Raw genomic sequence first — 19,842 nt, forward strand, 5'->3', positions numbered from 1 at the left:
ATAATATACCTAATTATAGGTATTGTATAGTATAACAATTATTAGTACCTTTGCAGTGCTTAAAAATCATTTTTAAACATATAAAATATAAATCACTATGGTAATGAATTTCAAAGAAGGTCGTTGGAACCATGAAATCAATGTCACAGATTTTGTAAAGACAAACATCACTCCTTACGAGGGTGACGCTTCATTTCTGGCAGGTCCGACAGAACGCACAAAGGCAGTTTGGAACAAATGTTTGGAAGCTTTGGCCGAAGAACGCGCTAACAACGGAGTACGCTCGCTTGACCCTTCGACAGTTTCTACCATCACATCATTCGCTCCAGGGTATATAGATAAGGATAACGAGGTAATTGTAGGTTTGCAGACAGACGAACTGTTGCGCCGCGCAATCAAGCCTTTCGGAGGTATTAAGGTTGTAGAAAAAGCATGCCGTGAAAACGGTGTAGAAGTAGATCCAAAGGTTAAGGATATTTTCACTCACTATCGCAAGACTCATAACGACGGTGTATTCGATGCTTACACTGAAGAAATACGCTCATTCCGCTCACTGGGATTCCTTACTGGTTTGCCTGACAACTATGCACGCGGACGTATAATCGGTGACTACCGCCGTCTTGCACTTTACGGTATCGACCGTCTTATCGAATCAAAACAGGATGATTTACGCCATCTGACAGGTCCTATGACAGATGCCCGCATCCGCCAGCGTGAGGAAGTGGCAGAACAGATAAAGGCCCTGAAGGAAATCAAAGTTATGGGCGAGCAATATGGTCTTGACCTCAGCCGTCCGGCTACTAACGCTCAGGAAGCTGTTCAGTGGGTATATATGGCATATCTTGCTGCCGTTAAGGAACAGGACGGTGCTGCAATGTCTCTTGGTAACGTTTCATCATTCCTTGATATATATATTGAATATGATATGGCTCACGGTCTGTTGGACGAGATACATGCACAGGAATTGATTGACCAGTTCGTAATCAAATTGCGTATGGTTCGTCACTTGCGTATGCAGGCTTACACAGATATCTTCGCAGGTGACCCTACATGGGTAACTGAAGCTATCGGCGGACGCTTCAACGACGGACGTACAAAGGTTACAAAGACTTCATTCCGTTTCTTGCAGACTCTTTACAACCTCGGCCCATCACCTGAACCAAACTTGACAGTTCTTTGGAGCCCTGAACTTCCGGAAGGATTCAAGAACTTCTGTGCTCAGGTTTCAATCGATACATCATCTATCCAGTACGAAAACGACGAACTGATGCGTGAAGTACGTAACTCTGACGACTACGGTATCGCATGCTGCGTATCTTATCAGGATATAGGCCGCCACATCCAGTTCTTCGGTGCACGTTGTAACCTTGCAAAAGCTCTTCTTCTTGCAATCAACGGTGGTAGATGTGAGAACACAGGTACACTGATGGTTAAGGACATTCCTGTATTGAGCGGTGACGTTCTTCAGTTCGAAGAGGTTCTTGCCAACTACAAGAAGGTATTGAAGGAAATGGCTCGTGTATATAACGAAGCTATGAACATCATCCACTATATGCACGACAAGTATTACTACGAAAAGGCTCAGATGGCTTTCGTTGATACTGACCACGTGATAAATCTTGCATACGGTGTGGCTGGTATGTCAATCGCTGTTGACTCACTTTCTGCCATCAAATATGCAAAGGTTAAGGCTAAACGTAATGAAATAGGTCTGACTGAAGGTTTCGAAATCGAAGGTGAATTCCCATGCTTCGGAAACGATGACGACCGTGTTGACCACTTGGCTGTTGACCTGATTTATTATTTCGACGAGGAATTGAAGAAACTTCCTGTATATAAGAATGCAAAACCTACCCTTTCTATACTTACTATCACTTCAAACGTGATGTACGGAAAGAAAACAGGTGCTACTCCTGACGGTCGTGCCAAAGGTGTCGCTTTCGCTCCGGGTGCAAACCCAATGCACGGACGTGACAAGAACGGTGCTGTAGCTTCATTGAGCTCTGTAGCAAAACTTCGTTACCGTGACTCACAGGATGGTATCAGTAACACTTTCTCTATCGTTCCTAAATCACTTGGTGTAGATATGGAAAACCGTATCGAAAACCTTGTTACAATGATGGACGGTTACTTCGTGAAAGGTGCTCACCACTTGAACGTAAACGTTCTGAACCGTGAGATGCTGGAAGACGCAATGGAACATCCTGAGAAATATCCACAGCTTACAATCCGTGTTTCAGGATATGCAGTGAACTTCATCAAGCTGAGCCGTGAACATCAGTTGGAAGTAATCTCACGCAGCTTCCACGAACGCATGTAATAAACATACTTGTTTCTCGTCATTCAGACAAGAAAGATTGGCGAAGACATGACAAATACAGTAGCAGAGACCGCCAGTCAATAAGGTGGTCTCTGTTTATTTTTTCACCAACACAAATAATAAAAAATCTCATCATGATAAGAGTACATTCATACGAATCACTTGGAACTTACGACGGACCGGGCATCCGTTTGGTTGTTTTTCTTCAAGGATGTAATTTCCGCTGCCTGTATTGTGCAAATCCTGACACAATAGATGCCAAAGGCGAAAGCAAGGAAACAAGTCCAGAAGAGATACTGAAGATGGCAGTGAGCCAAAAGCCTTTCTTCGGCAAAAAAGGAGGTATAACATTCAGTGGAGGTGAACCTACTTTCCAGGCTAAAGCTCTTGTTCCTTTATTCAAAATGCTGAAAGAAGCAGGCATACATATTTGTGTAGATACAAACGGAGGTATCTGGAACGATGACGTAAAAGAGATGCTTTCACTGGCTGATCTGGTTCTGCTTGACGTAAAGGAATTCAATCCTTCAAGACACAAAACTCTGACAGAGCGCAGCAACGAACAGACACTTAAAACAGCCGCATGGCTTGAAGAGAACGGAAAGCCTTTCTGGCTAAGATATGTATTGGTTCAAGGTTATAGCGCATTCAACGATGACATGGAAGCCCTTGGTGAACATTTCAAAGATTACAAGCAGATTGAAAGAGTAGAGATACTGCCATACCACACGCTTGGAGTACACAAGTATGAAGCCATGAACATGGAATATAAGCTCAAAGGAGTGGAATACAACACGCCTGAACAGCTGGAAAATGCAAGGAATATCTTTCAAAAATACTTCAAGACAGTTTACGTAAACTGATTTTTCTAAAAAAATCTGCTTTTGGGTGCAGTAATATCGTCTATCAGCCATTTACTTAGTACAACAGCTCCATGGAACGATTAAAGACACAACCCAAAATAAATGAATAAAAAACATGAATAGAAGAACAGTGAACATTTCAAGCAAGAAGATTGAGCGCAAAATTACTACTGTAACCTCAATCCTGGGTTTCATAATAATGAACATCATCTGGATTGTTGGAAATGAAAATATGAATGAACAGCCACACACATCAATAACACAGACAAAAGAGAATGTGGGTAACGACAAGAAAATTGCAAACAACCAGTTGTTTGTGTCCTACCCTCAGGTAAAACTTGACTATTAAATGCGTGCACCCCGCGAATCACTTCGCAGGGTGCGCCCAACTAATAACTAACTTTTTTACTTTTGTGGTTTACGTAATTTCTATATGACTAACACTGCAAAGGTAATCACTCCAGCCATAACAGGCAATACCTAAAAATAGGTATTTTCAGAGTTTCATTTTCACCTCGCTTATATCTACAAGTTTGTTTACTATGGCATAAATTGTAAGTCCGGCAGCCGAATGTACCTGAAGTTTGCGTGTTATATTCCTTCTGTGAGTAATGACTGTATGTACGGATATATATAGCTTTTCCGCTATTTCCTTGTTCGTCATACCTTTCACCACACACCCCAGTATCTCCTTTTCACGCTGGCTCAATGAATCGGTATCACCGTCATCTTCTTCGACATTCATCATCAAGGATATTTTTGCCGACAGAGTCTCTATATTGTCAAAAAGGTTTATACTTTCATCATAACCTTTAAGTACATTTGAATCCACAACGGTACATATAAGTGAAATGAACTTCATTTCATGAACGTTATACTGCTGTTTCAGTTCCTCTACATTAAACCATCCGTCGAACATAGGATTTACAATGAGTATGTCCGGCCGGTGAGATTCCATACATAAATGAAGTCCCTCAGTGGAAGATATCTCCAGCGTTTGTATATTCAAGTCGGGCAAATGCCTTAATACTGATATTAAGCCGCTCCTGACTATCATAGACGTCTCTGCCACTGCAACATTTATAACATCATGCGATTTCATTTTGCCTCCTTTTCCAATTCTTTTATAGCCGGTACGAACAAGAAGTCTTCCACCCTGTTATGAGATGCCAGATCTTCTTCACAACTGAAAATATCGAATAATGTCGCGTTAAGCAGACGGTTGTTTCCGCCTGCAGGGAAATATTTGATAATAATGTTCTTGAGCTCTGTCAGTTTGGTATCTATATGCTCATGATGGCTGGCAAACACACTTATATTATATTCTTCCGAATGTTCTCCGCGCAAAAGTTTCTCTACATACGTAAACACGTTTTCGTTTTCATGTTCCATATGTTTCTTTACCTCGTCAACGTACGCATCGAAGAAACGTAATATAAGGAATGTAACATCTTTCTCTTTCGAGTCACCTATTGCCTCTATCAGTTTCTTTCTTATAGAAGGAAGCTGGAAATCAAGGAAATAGCTGTGTGCTTCTCTCAAATAATTCATTAGCGAAGGTATTGAAATGCCTTCCAGGTGGTCGTGCACTCTGTTGCCGTCTTCCACAAGGAAATTTACAACGGTGAGAAACGTATTACAATCCACATCGTTGATCTGGCAAACTTCGCGTACATTCTTGTCACCAAACCCTAAAGATATGCCAAAACGGCTAAGGACCTGAAGGAGACTGTAATTCTCGCATATCAAATCGCTCATCTTATCAGTGGGTTTGTATATTTTTGGTCTGTACATATCTAAAACATTATTCATAATTCTAATTCGGTTACAAAATAATACATAAAATATGAAGTTGAAAATACCTACTTTTAGGTATATTTCACTCTGACAAACTTAAAGAAAATAGACGAAAAAATCTAATTTCATACATTAATTTTCAAATTCTGATTGAATGTCCTATCTTTGCATATATCAAAAATGAAACAGAATGTCCGACAGCAAATACATTTCAATAAAAGGTGCAAAAGTAAACAACCTTAAAAACATAGACGTTGATATACCACGCAACAAACTGGTGGTAATTACAGGTCTGTCCGGCTCCGGAAAATCATCACTGGCTTTCGATACTCTGTATGCAGAAGGCCAAAGAAGATATGTAGAGAGCCTTTCTTCATATGCAAGGCAGTTCCTTGGAAGAATGGGAAAACCGGAATGCGACTTCATCAAAGGTATTCCGCCTGCTATAGCCATCGAACAGAAGGTTATAAGCCGAAACCCACGCTCCACAGTAGGAACATCTACCGAAATATACGAATACCTGCGACTGCTGTTTGCCAGAATCGGAAAAACATACTCGCCTGTAAGCGGTGAGCTTGTGAAAAAAGACAGCCCTGAAGATATAGTGAACTGTATGCTTTCCTACCCCAAAGGAACGAAATATACAGTACTGACTCTGCTCCTGCCGCGCGACGGACGCACACATCAGGAACAGTTGAACATGGATCTGAAACAAGGCTTTACGCGTCTGGAAGTTGACGGCGAAATAGTAAGGATAGAAGATTACAAATATGACGAAAGCGACAAAGTATATCTTCTGATTGACCGTATGAGCTGTAACGACGACAAGGATTCGATAAGCCGACTGACGGACTCTGCAGAAACAGCCATGTATGAAGGCGACGGCACATGTATGCTGCGTTTCTATATGCCCGACGGCGAAAGCAGGCTTCACTGTTTCAGTACAAAATTCGAAGCTGACGGCATAAAGTTCGAGGAGCCTACGGACCAGATGTTTTCGTTCAACTCCCCTATCGGCGCATGCCCAACGTGTGAAGGTTTCGGAAAAATAATCGGTATAGACGAACATCTTGTCATTCCAAACAGGGCATTAAGTGTTTACGACGGTGCCGTAATGTGCTGGCGAGGTGAAAAAATGGGCGAATGGCTTCAGGAATTCCTAAGAGAAGCACCTAAACACAATTTCCCTATATTTACGCCATACTACGAACTCACCGAAGAACAGAAGGACTATCTGTGGCATGGCCCGCGCGATAAAGTATGTATAGATACATTCTTCAAAATGCTGGAAGAAAATCAGTACAAGATACAATACAGAGTGATGCTGGCACGCTACAGAGGCAAAACAACATGTCCTACTTGCAAAGGCGGAAGACTGAAAAAGGAAGCCACATACGTAAAAGTAGGCGGGAAAAATATATGCCAGCTTGTTGACATGCCGGTATCGGAGCTGAAAGAATTCTTCCGTACACTACAACTTAACGAACATGACACACTGGTTGCACAAAGACTGTTGAATGAAATAAACAGCCGACTTAATTTCCTTATGGATGTGGGACTGGGATATCTTACACTGAATCGTTTGAGCAATACCTTGTCAGGTGGTGAAAGCCAGCGTATAAACCTTGCCACATCATTGGGTAGCAGTCTGGTTGGTTCGCTTTATATCCTTGACGAACCGAGTATCGGTCTGCACAGCCGCGACACAGACAAGCTTATCAAAGTGCTCAGACAACTTCAGCAATTGGGTAACACTGTAGTAGTGGTGGAACATGATGAGGAGATTATACGTGCGGCCGACTATATCATCGACATCGGTCCAAAAGCCGGACGTCTCGGTGGTGAGGTGGTATATCAGGGCGACATGAAAGACTTGCAGAAAGGAAGCAACAGCTATACGGTGAAATATCTGCTGGGCGAAGAGACCATCCCTCTCCCATTGAGCCACCGTTCATGGAACAACTATATAGAAATTAAGGGAGCAAGGGAAAACAATCTGAAAGGAATCGACGTCAAATTCCCGCTCAATATAATGACAGTGGTTACCGGCGTTAGCGGATCCGGAAAAAGTACACTGGTACGCGACGTGTTCTATAAAGCACTGAAAAGAGAATATAGCGAGACAAGCGAGCGTCCGGGTGAATTCGTTTCTCTGGAAGGAGATATAAAGATGATAAACGATATTGAGTTTGTCGATCAGAATCCTATCGGAAAATCATCACGCAGCAATCCTGTGACATACGTCAAGGCATACGACGAAATCAGAAAGCTGTTTGCAGAACAGCCATTGTCAAAGCAGATGGGATATACGGCAGGATATTTTTCTTTCAACACTGAAGGCGGAAGATGCGAAGAATGTAAAGGTGAAGGTACTGTAACTGTAGAAATGCAATTTATGGCAGACCTTGTTCTGGAATGTGAGTCATGTCATGGAAAACGCTTCAAGAGCGATGTGCTTGAAGTGAAATTCGAAGGAAAAAATATTTACGATATTCTGGAAATGACAGTAAACCAGGCCATAGAATTCTTTACTGAACATAATCAAAAGAAGATTGTAAAGAAACTTCAACCGCTACAGGAAGTAGGGCTTGGATACATCAAACTAGGGCAATCATCATCAACCCTGTCAGGAGGAGAAAACCAGAGAGTAAAACTGGCATATTTTCTAAGTGTGGAGAAATCGCAACCTACGATATTCGTATTTGACGAACCTACCACAGGTCTGCATTTCCACGACATAAAGAAACTGCTCGAAGCCTTCGACTCTCTGATAGCTAGAGGACATACCATAGTAATTATCGAGCACAACATGGATGTGATAAAATGTGCGGACTATGTTATCGACCTCGGACCTGAAGGTGGAGACAAAGGAGGAAATCTGGTAATAGCCGGAACACCTGAAGAGGTAGCCAAATGCGGAGCCTCTTATACAGGACAGTTCCTTGCCGAAAAAATAAACCAATAAGAAAAATATAATGAAAGAACGTGAAAAGGTTGTGTAACCAATAAGAGCGGTTACACAACCTTTTTCATTATAAATCAGCCCAAAATGGCAGAAAAATGAAACATACATATAAGAAAATGTTACATATGAAAAAAACATTATCGGTCAATAAAACTAAATTTGCGTCTGTTATTGCATAAGACACGATGCACAACAATTACCATGAAAAAACATAAAAACATTAACCGTTATGAATTTTAAAATCTTATTACGAACAGGCATCTTCTGCGCCTTAGTATCATCATGCGCACAAGAAAACAAATTCCCTTATCAAGACACATCATTATCTCCTGAAGAAAGAGCCGAAGACTTATTGAAGAGACTCACCCTTGAAGAAAAAGCCCTGCTGATGCAAAACGAATCGCCGGCAATTGAAAGACTTGGCATCAAGGCTTACGACTGGTGGAACGAGGCACTTCACGGAGTGGCAAGAGCAGGACTGGCAACCGTCTATCCGCAGGCTATAGGTATGGCGGCATCGTTCGATGATGAACTTCTGTACGATGTATTTACATCTGTATCGGATGAAGCCAGAGCCAAATCAACAGAATTCAGTAAATCAGGAAAGCTGAAAAGATACCAGGGACTTACGATGTGGACTCCTAATGTAAACATATTCAGAGACCCTCGTTGGGGAAGAGGACAGGAAACATATGGCGAGGATCCATATCTTACATCAAAAATGGGTGTAGCAGTAGTAAAAGGACTGCAAGGACCTGACGACAGCAAGTACGACAAACTGCATGCCTGCGCCAAACATTATGCAGTACATTCAGGTCCGGAATGGAACAGACATAGTTTTAACGCAGAGAATATTTCTCCGAGGGACTTATGGGAAACATATCTTCCTGCCTTCAAGGAACTGGTGCAGGGGGCTGACGTAAAAGAAGTGATGTGCGCCTATAACCGTTACGAAGGCGAACCTTGCTGTGGAAGCAACAGACTTCTTACACAAATTCTGCGCGATGAATGGGGATTTGACGGTATTGTAGTTTCAGACTGCTGGGCTATCAATGACTTCTGGACAAAAGGAAATCATGAAACACATCCGGACAAGAATCATGCCATAGCTGATGCTGTTTCAAACGGAACTGACCTTGAGTGCGGACCTAACTACTCATCTCTTCCTGAAGCTGTAAAAGCAGGACTTATAACGGAAGAACGTATAGACAAGTCACTGAAAAGACTTCTGAAAGCCAGATTCGAATTAGGAGAAATGGACGACAGGACTCCATGGAGTGAAATTCCTTATTCCGTAGTAGATTCAAAAGAGCATAAGGAACTGGCACTTAAAATGGCAAGAGAGACGATGGTACTTTTACAAAACAAGAACAACATCCTCCCACTGAAAGGTAATGAGAAAATAGCGCTTGTTGGTCCTAATGCAAATGACTCCATCATGCAATGGGCAAATTATAACGGTTATCCATCGCATACGATTACACTTCTGGAAGCTTTGCAGAATGCTATACCGGCAGGAAAGCTGATTTACGAACAGGGATGCGACCGCACAGAAACCACCACACTTGCAAGTACTTTCAACCAATGCAGCAACGACGGCAAACCGGGTTTCAAGGCTACTTATTGGAATAATACCGAAATGAAAGGCGAACCGGCTACAGTAACACACGTAAGTACACCTTTCCACTTCATCACCACAGGTGGAACGACTTTTGCGTCAGGAGTAAACATACAGGATTTTTCAGCCAAATATGAAAGTGTGCTGAAACCTGAAAAAGACACAGACATGAACTTCTGTTTCACTGCTCACGCACAGATCAAACTATACATTAATGGTGAAAAAGTGGGAGAAGGAAGATTTATCAAAAACAATGAAAGTCTTTATACCCTCAAGGCAAAGGCTGGACAGGAATACAATATAGCCATTGAGTACATTTTCAACAGTAACGACCGTGCCGCATCTCTCGACTTCGATATGGGTTACTATGTACCTGTAGATTTGCAGAAGAGCATAGACAAGGTAAAAGATGCTGACATCGTAATTTTCGCGGGAGGTATTTCCCCTACTCTGGAAGGTGAGGAAATGTCTGTCAAGATTCCAGGATTCAAAGGTGGTGACAGAACTGATATAGAATTACCTGAGATACAAAGAGAATTCATCAAGAAACTGAAGGCGGCAGGAAAGAAAATCGTTTATGTAAACTTCTCCGGTTCCGCAATGGGACTTGTACCGGAATCACAGAATTGTGATGCCATTATTCAGGCATGGTATCCGGGACAGGCAGGCGGACAGGCCGTGGCTGATGTTATCACAGGTAAATATAATCCGGCAGGAAGACTTCCTATAACATTCTACAAGAATGTAAATCAAATCCCTGATTTTGAGGATTATTCAATGAAAGGACGTACATACAGATATATGACTGAAAAGCCTCTGTTCTGCTTCGGACATGGGTTGAGCTATACAACTTTCGAATATGGAAATGCAAGTGTAAGCAGCAATACTCTTGATGATGACGATGAGATAAAACTGACTGTTCCTGTGAAAAACTCAGGAAAAATGGATGGAGATGAAGTTGTACAAATATATCTGAAATACAACGGCGACAAGGAAGGTCCGTCTCACGCGCTGAGAGCTTTCAAGAGAGTCAACATCGGAAAGGGAGAAACACAGAATGTAGAATTCACTCTTGATGACGACGATTTCGAATGGTTTGACACTCAGAACAACACAATGAATACCCTAGAAGGCAAATACACCATTTACTATGGTGGTACATCTGATTTGTCCAAACTGAAAAAACTCACTGTGGAAGTGAAATAAGAGATATTTCTTGCATTCAACGAAAAAGAGTTGTACTTTTGAATTCAAAGAATACAACTCAAGAAATGAATACAGAAACAATAAGTACATTATACAAACAAGTTACCGGTCAGCAGCACGATAATATCGAGCTGCTGACCGGTTCCGGTTCAAACCGTCAGTATTTCCGTATGACAGGAATACGCAACCTGATAGCCGTGCGTGGTGAGTCGATTGCCGAAAACCGTGCTTTCATATATATGGCACGCCACTTTCACGAAAAAGGAATACCTGTTCCTGAAGTCCTTGCCGTATCAGATGATGAAAGTTGCTACATACAGGAAGACCTTGGCGACACGTTGCTTTTCAATGCCATAGCCAATGGCAGAAACACAGGCATATTCAGCAATCATGAAAAAGAACTTATACGCAAAAGTATAACAGTTCTTCCGTCAATACAGTTCAAAGGTGCCGAAGACATGGATTTCGGGATGTGTTATCCATTGTCGGATTTCAACCGACGCACGGTGATGTGGGATCTGAACTATTTCAAATACTGTTTTCTGAAAGCCACAGGAATAAATTTTAATGAAAGTAATCTGGAAGACGATTTCGAAGAAATGACAGACATTCTGCTCAGTGCCTCGTCCGACACTTTCATGTACCGTGATTTCCAGAGCCGCAATGTAATTATCAAAGATGAAAGGCCTTACTTCATTGATTTCCAGGGAGGGCGCAAAGGTCCTATATATTACGACGTAGCTTCATTCCTATGGCAGGCAAAGGCTAATTTCAACAGCGAAATCAGAGAAGAAATGATTGAAACATACATTTCGGAAGCGAATAAATTCACAGAAATAAACTCTGAAGATTTCAAAAAAACATTACACCATTTCGTGGTTTTCCGCACCATGCAGGTACTTGGCGCATACGGATTTCGCGGACTGTTCGAACGCAAGACGCACTTCATAGAAAGCATCCCATATGCCCTGAATAATCTTCATGCACTATTCAAGGACCATTCAAACGAGTATCCTTACCTGAGCAAACTACTCATGCAACTTTCAGAAATGGATATAAACGATATAACAACATTAAAACAATGAATACAGACAAACAGCTTACAGTAAAAGTGATGAGTTTCTCCTACCGTAAAGGCATTCCTGAAGATACATCCGGCAATGGCGGAGGATACGTTTTCGACTGCCGGTATGTACACAATCCTGGAAGATATGACGAATACAAACCTCTGACAGGACTTGACAAACCAGTTATAGATTTCCTGGAAAATGACGGTGAGATAACAGAATTCCTTACTCACGTATATGCACTTACAGACGCACACGTAAAACGCTATATCGAAAGAGGATTTACCAGCCTGATGATATGCTTCGGCTGTACAGGCGGACAGCACCGTTCCGTATATTCGGCACAACATACGGCTGAACATATCCACAACAAGTTCGGCGTGAGAGTAGAGCTTCTTCACCGCGAACAGAACATAGAACAAATATTCGAAGCAAATAATACAGAAGTATGAAAGCAATGATATTCGCGGCCGGTTTGGGAACCAGACTCAAACCTCTGACTGACACCATGCCAAAAGCACTCGTACCTGTAGCGGGAAAACCGATGCTGGAGCATGTCATCATGAAGCTGAAATCATCCGGATTTGACGACATTATCATAAACATACATCATTTCGGAGAACAGATTATAGATTTCCTCAATGCCAACAATAACTTCGGAATAAATATCCATATAAGCGACGAAAGGGATATGCTACTCGATACAGGCGGAGGAATCAGACATGCCCTTGAACTCTTCCCTACCGACGAGCCTGTGCTGATTCATAATGTTGACATCCTGTCAGATGTAAATCTGAAAGAATTTTACAGTTTCCATCTCCAGTCCGGCAATGATGCCACACTTATGGTAAGCGAAAGAAAGACATCACGCTATCTTATATTCAATAAGGAAGACAGACTCTGCGGCTGGATAAACAAAAACAGCGGTGAGACGAAACCGGAAGGCTTCGTTTATGACTCTTCTGAATACTCAGAATATGCTTTCAGCGGAATACACGTGGTTTCGCCATCAATGATGAAATACATGGATGATAAATGGAGCGGAAAATTCCCTATAATGGATTTCTATCTCGGAACATGCCATAAGGCTAAATTCGGAGCATGCATAAGACCAGAAATCAAACTGATAGATATAGGTAAACCGGAAACACTTGAGAAAGCGAATGAATTTATAAATTCATTATAATATTAAAGGCGGTCTTCAAAAAACCGCCTTTAATGTTTATTATCAATCCCAAAGTTTAAGTCTGTTCTCGCGAGCCTCATCCAGAGATACCACATTCACCTTCTTTTCCTGATGGGCTTCAGTCAGAGCTTTATACTCGTCATACAGTTCTTTAACGAATATATCTTTCTGTTCCGGATTTAGCAGTTTTGCCGCTACAGGAGCATTTAGAGACGCATCCTTCAGATGAACTACCGGAGCATGATATGCAGGTACAATCTTCAAGGCCGTATGCAGTTTGGAAGTTGTAGCTCCACCCACTATAACAGGTATATCAAGTCCGGCACGCTCCATCTCCGAAACTGTATGTACCATCTCATCAAGCGAAGGAGTAATCAATCCGCTCAATCCTACTATATCAACTTTCTCACGTATGGCTGTCTCTATTATCTTATCGGCAGGCACCATAACCCCAAGGTCTATAATCTCAAAATTATTACATGCCATTACCACACCTACAATGTTCTTACCTATATCATGCACATCACCTTTCACTGTGGCAAGAAGAACTTTTCCGGCACTTGTGGCACCATCCTTCTTTTCCGCTTCAATATATGGTTGAAGTACAGCCACAGCCTTCTTCATCGTACGGGCAGTCTTGACCACCTGCGGAAGGAACATTTTTCCCGAACCGAACAGCTCACCCACATGGTTCATTCCATCCATCAACGGACCTTCTATTATACTTACAGCGTTTGGATACTTATCTAGAGCTTCGTTAAGATCCTCTTCAAGGAAATCGCTTACTCCTTTAACCAAAGCGTATTTTAATCTTTCTTCAACAGTAGTTCCTTCACGCCATACAATCTTAGACGAAGAAACCTGTTCACCGGTCTGCCCTTCCTTTTCTGCCTTCAATCTTTCTGCAGTCTCAATCAGTCTTTCCGCTGCATCCGGACGACGATTAAGCACCACATCCTCTATCCTTTCAAGCACATCTGCCGGAATATCTGTATATAAAACAGATGTCCCCGGATTTACAATGCCCATATCCATTCCCTGCTGGATTGCATGATAAAGGAACACAGCATGCATTGCCTCACGGATATAGTTATTTCCACGGAACGAGAAAGAGAGATTGCTGACACCACCACTGATGTGTGCTCCCGGAAGATTTTTCTTTATCCAACCTGTAGCACGGATAAAGTCAACGGCATAATTGTTATGTTCCTCTATTCCGGTTGCCACAGCCAGAACATTAGGGTCGAATATTATATCGTGTGGATTGAAACCTACAACCTCTGTCAGAATACGGTATGCACGTTCGCACACTGAAATCTTGCGTTCGTATGTATCTGCCTGCCCCTGCTCGTCGAATGCCATAACTATAACAGCGGCACCGAATGCCTTGACAGTACGTGCATGTTCTATAAACACCTCTTCACCTTCCTTTAGGGAGATAGAGTTTACTACACACTTTCCCTGCACACATTTCAATCCGGCGAGAATAACGTCCCATTTAGACGAATCAATCATCACAGGCACACGCGCTATTTCCGGCTCCGAAGCCATGAGATTAAGGAAAGTCGTCATCTCTGAAACTGCGTCAAGCAGACCATCGTCCATATTGACATCTATCACAAGAGCTCCGTCTTCCACCTGCTTGCGTGCGATGGAAAGAGCCTCATCGTATTTCTTTTCGTTTATCAGACGGAGGAATTTCCTTGAACCGGCAACATTGCATCTTTCGCCTACATTGACAAATCTCACTTCCGGTGTAAGCTCCATAAGTTCAAGACCTGAAAGCCACATGTACTTAGGTTTTGACACAGGTTTATGTGGAACAGCATCCTTTATAAGCTCCTGATATTTGGCTATATATTCCTCTGTAGTACCACAGCAGCCACCAATAATGTTCACCAGTCCTTCATTGATATACTCTTTCACCTCCTCTGCCATCTGTTCCGGAGTCTGGTCATACTGTCCCAGACTGTTCGGCAAGCCGGCATTAGGATACGCGCTTATATAATACGGCGCGCGGGCAGCCAAAGCTTCAAGGAAAGGTTTCAGCTGTTTTGCTCCGAACGAGCAGTTAAGTCCCACAGACAATATGTCTGCATGTTGTACAGAAGCAAGAAAAGCATCAAGAGTCTGTCCGGACAAAGTTCTTCCGGCAATATCAGATACTGTAACAGAAAGCATCAAAGGTACTTTTTTGCCAGTCTTCTGCATAGATTTCTCAGCAGCCATTATCGCTGCCTTGGCATTCAGGGTATCAAAAATAGTTTCTATGAGAATCGCATCTACCCCACCATCAATCAATGCCTCCATCTGGATGCAATATGCAGAACAAAGTTCATCGAATGTAAGTGCACGATATGCAGGATTATTCACATCCGGACTCATTGAACAAGTTTTGTTTGTAGGTCCCACCGAACCTGCTACAAACCTAGGTTTGTCAGGATTCATGGCAGTAAACTCGTCCGCCACTTTTCTTGCCAGACGTGCAGCCGCAAGATTTATCTCACGGCAAAGATGTTCGGCATGATAATCCGCCATCGACACCGGAGTAGCATTAAAACTGTTGGTTTCAATTATGTCCGCCCCTGCCTGAAGATATTTTCTGTGTATTTCCTCTATAACATCAGGGCGTGTAAGACAAAGCAAGTCATTATTCCCTTTCTGCTGTCCCGGAAGTTCCTTGAAACGCTCTCCACGGAAATCATTCTCTGCCAGTCCATATCGTTGTATCATCGTACCCATGGCTCCGTCCAGAACCAGAATACGCTCGCTTAATAATTGTTGTATTGATTTTGTAAGCATATATTATGTTTATCTCTTAAACATACGGTCCATCATTCTCTTGTCGTCTTTCTCTTTAAGCGTCTCGCGCTTGTCGTATTGTTTCTTACCTTTTGCAAGTGCTATAACCACCTTTGCAAGTCCGCGTTCATTTATAAACATACGTGTAGGAACAATGGTAAATCCGGTTTCCTGTATTCCACGCTGCAACTTGCGAAGTTCTTTCTTGTTGAGCAAAAGTTTACGGTCGCGTCGCGCCAGATGATTGTTATACGAGCCATAGAAATATTCGGCTATGTGCATATTCTTTACCCAAAGTTCACCCTTCGAAAAGAAACAGAAAGTATCTACAAGGCTCGCTTTTCCCTGTCTGATAGATTTTATTTCAGTTCCGGTAAGCACTATTCCGGCTGTATATGTATCTATAAATTCATAGTCGAACGAGGCGCGCTTGTTCTTTATATTTATATTGTTATTGGTAGTATTTTTCATCTTATCACTTATTTTATTCTACAACCACCTGTAAATTACCGTAATGTTGCAGACAATACATTAAACACTATTTCAATAAAAGAAGGACAGAGCAGTATTATTATCGTCGCCACAAGAGTGAAAAGCGTTACTTTATCCTCCCGCAATCGTAAAAAGCCTCGTGTACCTTCGAACACTACAAACAATGTATAAATTTGCAATATTATAAGCAGGAGTTTAAGCGAAAGAAGACTGCTTAGGATATCAAGAACAAATTTCACTGTCATGGAATATGCCACAAACACAGTTACCATATCCCTTGAAACTGTAGTTGAAAACCATTTCTGCAAAATCTTGTCAAGCAGATATACCGACAAGAAGAAACCTCCGAAAAGTGCAACGGCAACCGCACAGCAATGAGTCAGTGCTACCTGAAACACATCTGGAATAAATTCCTTACCGAAAAAAGTCCCTATGAATTCACTCACTCCACACAAGCCTATCATAGGATATACAAAATTCGCAAGAACCGATTTCGATTCTCCTTCTGTAGAAATCTGCTCCCATGCCTTGGCAGGCGAAGAAAGTATAAATAATGTCCTTGATAACAAATCTTTGTAATTCAATGTTCCTAAGTTTTAAGTTTCTAATCCTTTGATATTCCTTACTAATACCTTAATCTTTTTTATCGTCAGCAAAAAAAGATTTGAACCGCAAATTTATAAAAAAAGAACGAAAATATTCCGTTTGTTTGTCTGATTTTTCTTAATAATAGTAACAAAATAAAACGGGCCTTAAACACTTATTCATTTCGTGTTTAAAGCCCGTATAATCAGTATGAGAAAATTAAAAAAAATTATAAGCTAGAATTATTATTAAAATAAGTATCAATAATAGACTTATATTCTATCTCGATTTTACTGTCATCTGCCTTATCACCTGCTTCTATAGAACTGGAGTTCTGTTTGAACTTGATAAGTATTTTCTCAGGAACACTTCCTTGCAAAAGATAATTCAAATCAAAATGACGTGTCTCTGTACCTTTAGCCTTTCTATCCTCATTATTATCTGCATCTGCTACCATATGAGTTAAAAACAAAACCATTGTGTCATCTGTCACATCTTCATCTTCTTCTGCAGTAGCCTTTGTCAAATAAAAATCATGTTTACCTAACTCCTCAGTCAAATCATCTTGATCATTTGAACTCTCATAGTAATATGTCAAATCAATAAAGATATTGGTTTTATCATAAAATTTTACAGATTCAGAAACAGCAAACATTGCAGCGTTTGCTTCCATAGCTCCATAACCAGGTTCTATCTCATTTATTGGCAACAAATACTGTATCTCAGCATCAATAGTTTTATTATTCTCATTAATTACTGTAGTTCTAGTATCATATTTATATGTAACCCAAGCAAAATTAGCATCTATATTGGAATTAAATACACTAGAATTCGTTGGCTCTACAGAATAACCTGCTGAACTTTTAAAGCTATAAAGAGGCATGAAACCTTGAACCCTCATTATTTCTGTAACTGTATTATACGGATCAGGCTCACCCAAACAAGAACTCAATCCCAACACTGCCATAAATGCGGTAAGCAAAACCGCGAACTTTGTTTTCTTCATAAATATCTATTTTCTTTTTAAAATTAATAAACTATACAGTAAATGCACTATAAATGTAAATACTGCATGAAAAACAAAAAAAATTATTCTATTTCTGCAAAATCTTCCAAATGATTGTCCACATACTCTGCAATTGTAGCAGTCACCATCTCTTCCATATCCATGAACTGTTCTTCCAAATCGTCGAAGACTTCATAGTGTTCATACATAGCCATAAACTCATCATCAGTACGTTCTTTCTGCAAATCAACCTTGTTTGCATCATAAATGGCTTTGACATCGTATATCAATTTGGCTAAATCCTTGGCTCCAAACATACGCATAGCCTTGGCAAAAGGATTTTCGAATATATACGGACCATAACCATTCTGAATCAGCTGTACGAAACCTCCCTCAAGAACTTCCTCACGAAAGATATGATATCCCAACAAAGAATGCTGGAAACCATTAAGCAACGGCATAGTTTCAGCGTTAATCTCACCTCCGGTAACTTCAATATATTTATCTGTAAAAACTTTGAGGAAAGCATCCATTCCTTCCTCTGCACCCTTACGCAATTCTGCATCGGACACTGTTATTTTCTTTATTTCCATAACTTATGTTTATATTTCTACAAAGGAAATATTTTTTCGCCAAACATACAATATTTATGTAATTTAAGTTTAGTCTAGCAGACTTTAACTTAGTTGACCGCCGGTTCAGTTAGCCAGTGAACACAAAATCTATCTTTACCATGTTGAAAAGTCATTTTATAGTCAAAAGTAAGTGAAATGCGAAAAATCATTCAAAAAATAGTATCTTTGCACTATGGAAATTCAGTTGTCGACATCAGAAATGGAAGTTTTGCGTAAACTTCAACGGAATTTAGCCGGAAGTTCCGACTATGCCCGTGTGACTTGCATTCTGATGTTGGGCATGGGTAATACGCCCTCTTTCGTGTCCTCATGTCTTGGAATATACGTTTCCACTGTATACCGTTATCGTTCCGCTTATTTACATGGTGGTGCTGATGAACTTCTGGAAAACCGTTACAAGGGTTATTGGGGGCTTCTTGACAGCCGTCAGCTGGCAGCCTTGTGCAAGGAACTACGCGAGCACATATATACGGATGCCAAAGGTGTGGCGGCCTGGATAAAGTCCGCATTCGGCGTTGAATACACTCCCCAGGGGGTTGCAGACTTGCTGAACCGCATCGGATTTACCTATAAGAAGACATCGGAAGTCCCTTGTGAGGCTGATGCCTCAAGGCAGGCGGTCTTTGCCGGGAAACTTTCAGAAATTCTTTCCGGTATGCCGGAAGATGCGGTGGTTTATTATGCGGACGGTGTCCATCCGACCCACAACAGCCGTTCCACTTATGCGTGGATAGAGAAAGGCGAGAGACTTGAACAGCCGACCGTCAGCGGTCGTGACAGGGTGAACATCAACGGGTTGCTTAATGCATATGACGTGACAGATGTGATAGCGCATGACTGTGAGAGCGTCAATGCCGAATCCACCCGGGATGTTTATCAGTCAGACTTGGAAAGGCATCCCGAAGCTTCCGTCATCTATATCATCTCCGACAATGCCCGCTATTATCACAACAAAAAGCTCAAGGAATGGGTAAACGGGACGAAAATCAAACAGATATTCCTGCCGCCTTACTCGCCGAACCTCAATTTGATTGAAAGGCTTTGGAAGTTCCTCAGGAAGAAGGTCATTAACACCGGATTCTACAGGACAAAAGAGAAATTCAGACAGGCCGTCAAGGATTTCTTCGACAATATCGGAAACTATAAAGAAGAGTTGGAGTCACTTCTAACTCTCAAATTTCGTTTGTGTAATTCGCAAACCATTTCTTTTTAACTATAATCCTGACAATATATATAAAAACAGCAGTGTGATTTATAGTTTTTTTCCTGAAAAAAGCAATTTATTTCATGCTTGTACTGA

14 protein-coding genes and 1 pseudogene are annotated in these 19,842 nt (G+C 41.4%); 8 read left to right on the forward strand and 7 right to left on the reverse strand.

Features of this window, described 5'->3' with window-relative positions; genetic code table 11:
* The first annotated feature begins 97 nt into the window (after positions 1-97).
* The 3 genes from pflB (at position 98) to H6A61_RS03550 (ending at position 3,532) form a co-directional block, all read left to right on the forward strand.
* Positions 98-2,320, forward strand: coding sequence for a formate C-acetyltransferase (pflB, locus tag H6A61_RS03540; protein ID WP_204391035.1), 2,223 nt, complete (start codon positions 98-100; stop codon positions 2,318-2,320).
* A gap of 134 nt (positions 2,321-2,454) precedes the next feature.
* The gene (gene pflA, locus H6A61_RS03545) at positions 2,455-3,183 is read left to right on the forward strand and encodes a pyruvate formate-lyase-activating protein (protein ID WP_204391036.1); all 729 of its coding nucleotides are present in this window, start codon (positions 2,455-2,457) and stop codon (positions 3,181-3,183) included.
* A gap of 115 nt (positions 3,184-3,298) precedes the next feature.
* On the forward strand, positions 3,299-3,532 hold the full coding sequence (locus H6A61_RS03550) for a hypothetical protein (protein ID WP_154042975.1): 234 nt from the start codon (positions 3,299-3,301) through the stop codon (positions 3,530-3,532).
* Positions 3,533-3,679: 147 nt separating this feature from the next.
* Here H6A61_RS03550 and H6A61_RS03555 read toward each other — a convergent pair whose 3' ends face one another.
* Positions 3,680-4,285 (reverse strand): response regulator transcription factor, encoded by a 606-nt coding sequence (locus tag H6A61_RS03555; protein WP_154042976.1) that lies wholly within the window; start codon positions 4,283-4,285, stop codon positions 3,680-3,682.
* On the reverse strand, positions 4,282-4,977 hold the full coding sequence (locus tag H6A61_RS03560; RefSeq protein ID WP_204391142.1) for a hemerythrin domain-containing protein: 696 nt from the start codon (positions 4,975-4,977) through the stop codon (positions 4,282-4,284). Before H6A61_RS03560 ends, H6A61_RS03555 begins: the two co-directional genes overlap by 4 nt.
* 193 nt (positions 4,978-5,170) lie before the next feature.
* Between H6A61_RS03560 and uvrA the strand changes: the two genes are divergently transcribed.
* The 4 genes and pseudogenes from uvrA to H6A61_RS03580 all read left to right on the forward strand — a co-directional run bounded on the left by uvrA (position 5,171) and on the right by H6A61_RS03580 (position 13,022).
* Positions 5,171-7,945 (forward strand): excinuclease ABC subunit UvrA, encoded by a 2,775-nt coding sequence (gene uvrA / locus H6A61_RS03565; protein ID WP_204391041.1) that lies wholly within the window; start codon positions 5,171-5,173, stop codon positions 7,943-7,945.
* 229 nt (positions 7,946-8,174) lie between these two features.
* Positions 8,175-10,769, forward strand: a complete 2,595-nt coding sequence (gene xyl3A / locus H6A61_RS03570) for a xylan 1,4-beta-xylosidase (protein ID WP_204391042.1) — start codon at positions 8,175-8,177, stop codon at positions 10,767-10,769.
* A gap of 65 nt (positions 10,770-10,834) precedes the next feature.
* A pseudogene (locus tag H6A61_RS03575) lies at positions 10,835-12,288 on the forward strand (RapZ C-terminal domain-containing protein).
* A complete protein-coding gene (locus H6A61_RS03580; protein WP_204391044.1) occupies positions 12,285-13,022 on the forward strand; it encodes a nucleotidyltransferase family protein in 738 nt (245 codons plus the stop codon). Before H6A61_RS03575 ends, H6A61_RS03580 begins: the two are co-directional and overlap by 4 nt.
* 42 nt (positions 13,023-13,064) lie before the next feature.
* On the opposite strand, the gene metH is transcribed toward H6A61_RS03580, so the two are convergent.
* The 5 genes from metH to H6A61_RS03605 form a co-directional block, all read right to left on the reverse strand.
* On the reverse strand, positions 13,065-15,824 hold the full coding sequence (metH, locus tag H6A61_RS03585; protein WP_204391046.1) for a methionine synthase: 2,760 nt from the start codon (positions 15,822-15,824) through the stop codon (positions 13,065-13,067).
* A 9-nt stretch (positions 15,825-15,833) separates the two neighbouring features.
* Entirely contained in the window at positions 15,834-16,295 is a 462-nt protein-coding gene (gene smpB / locus H6A61_RS03590) for an SsrA-binding protein (RefSeq protein ID WP_154042982.1), read from the reverse strand.
* Positions 16,296-16,330: 35 nt separating this feature from the next.
* Entirely contained in the window at positions 16,331-16,900 is a 570-nt protein-coding gene (locus H6A61_RS03595) for a YIP1 family protein (protein ID WP_154042983.1), read from the reverse strand.
* A 230-nt stretch (positions 16,901-17,130) separates the two neighbouring features.
* A complete protein-coding gene (locus H6A61_RS03600; protein ID WP_204391048.1) occupies positions 17,131-17,907 on the reverse strand; it encodes a hypothetical protein in 777 nt (258 codons plus the stop codon).
* Between the two features lie 83 nt (positions 17,908-17,990).
* On the reverse strand, positions 17,991-18,500 hold the full coding sequence (locus tag H6A61_RS03605; RefSeq protein ID WP_204391050.1) for a DMP19 family protein: 510 nt from the start codon (positions 18,498-18,500) through the stop codon (positions 17,991-17,993).
* A 214-nt stretch (positions 18,501-18,714) separates the two neighbouring features.
* Here H6A61_RS03605 and H6A61_RS03610 point away from each other — a divergent pair, with 214 nt between their 5' ends.
* Positions 18,715-19,755, forward strand: a complete 1,041-nt coding sequence (locus H6A61_RS03610; RefSeq protein WP_239469094.1) for an IS630 family transposase — start codon at positions 18,715-18,717, stop codon at positions 19,753-19,755.
* Positions 19,756-19,842: the final 87 nt, after the last annotated feature.

The sequence above is a fragment of the Bacteroides caecigallinarum genome, assembly GCF_016901995.1.
Taxonomy (GTDB): domain Bacteria; phylum Bacteroidota; class Bacteroidia; order Bacteroidales; family Bacteroidaceae; genus Phocaeicola; species Phocaeicola cellulolyticus.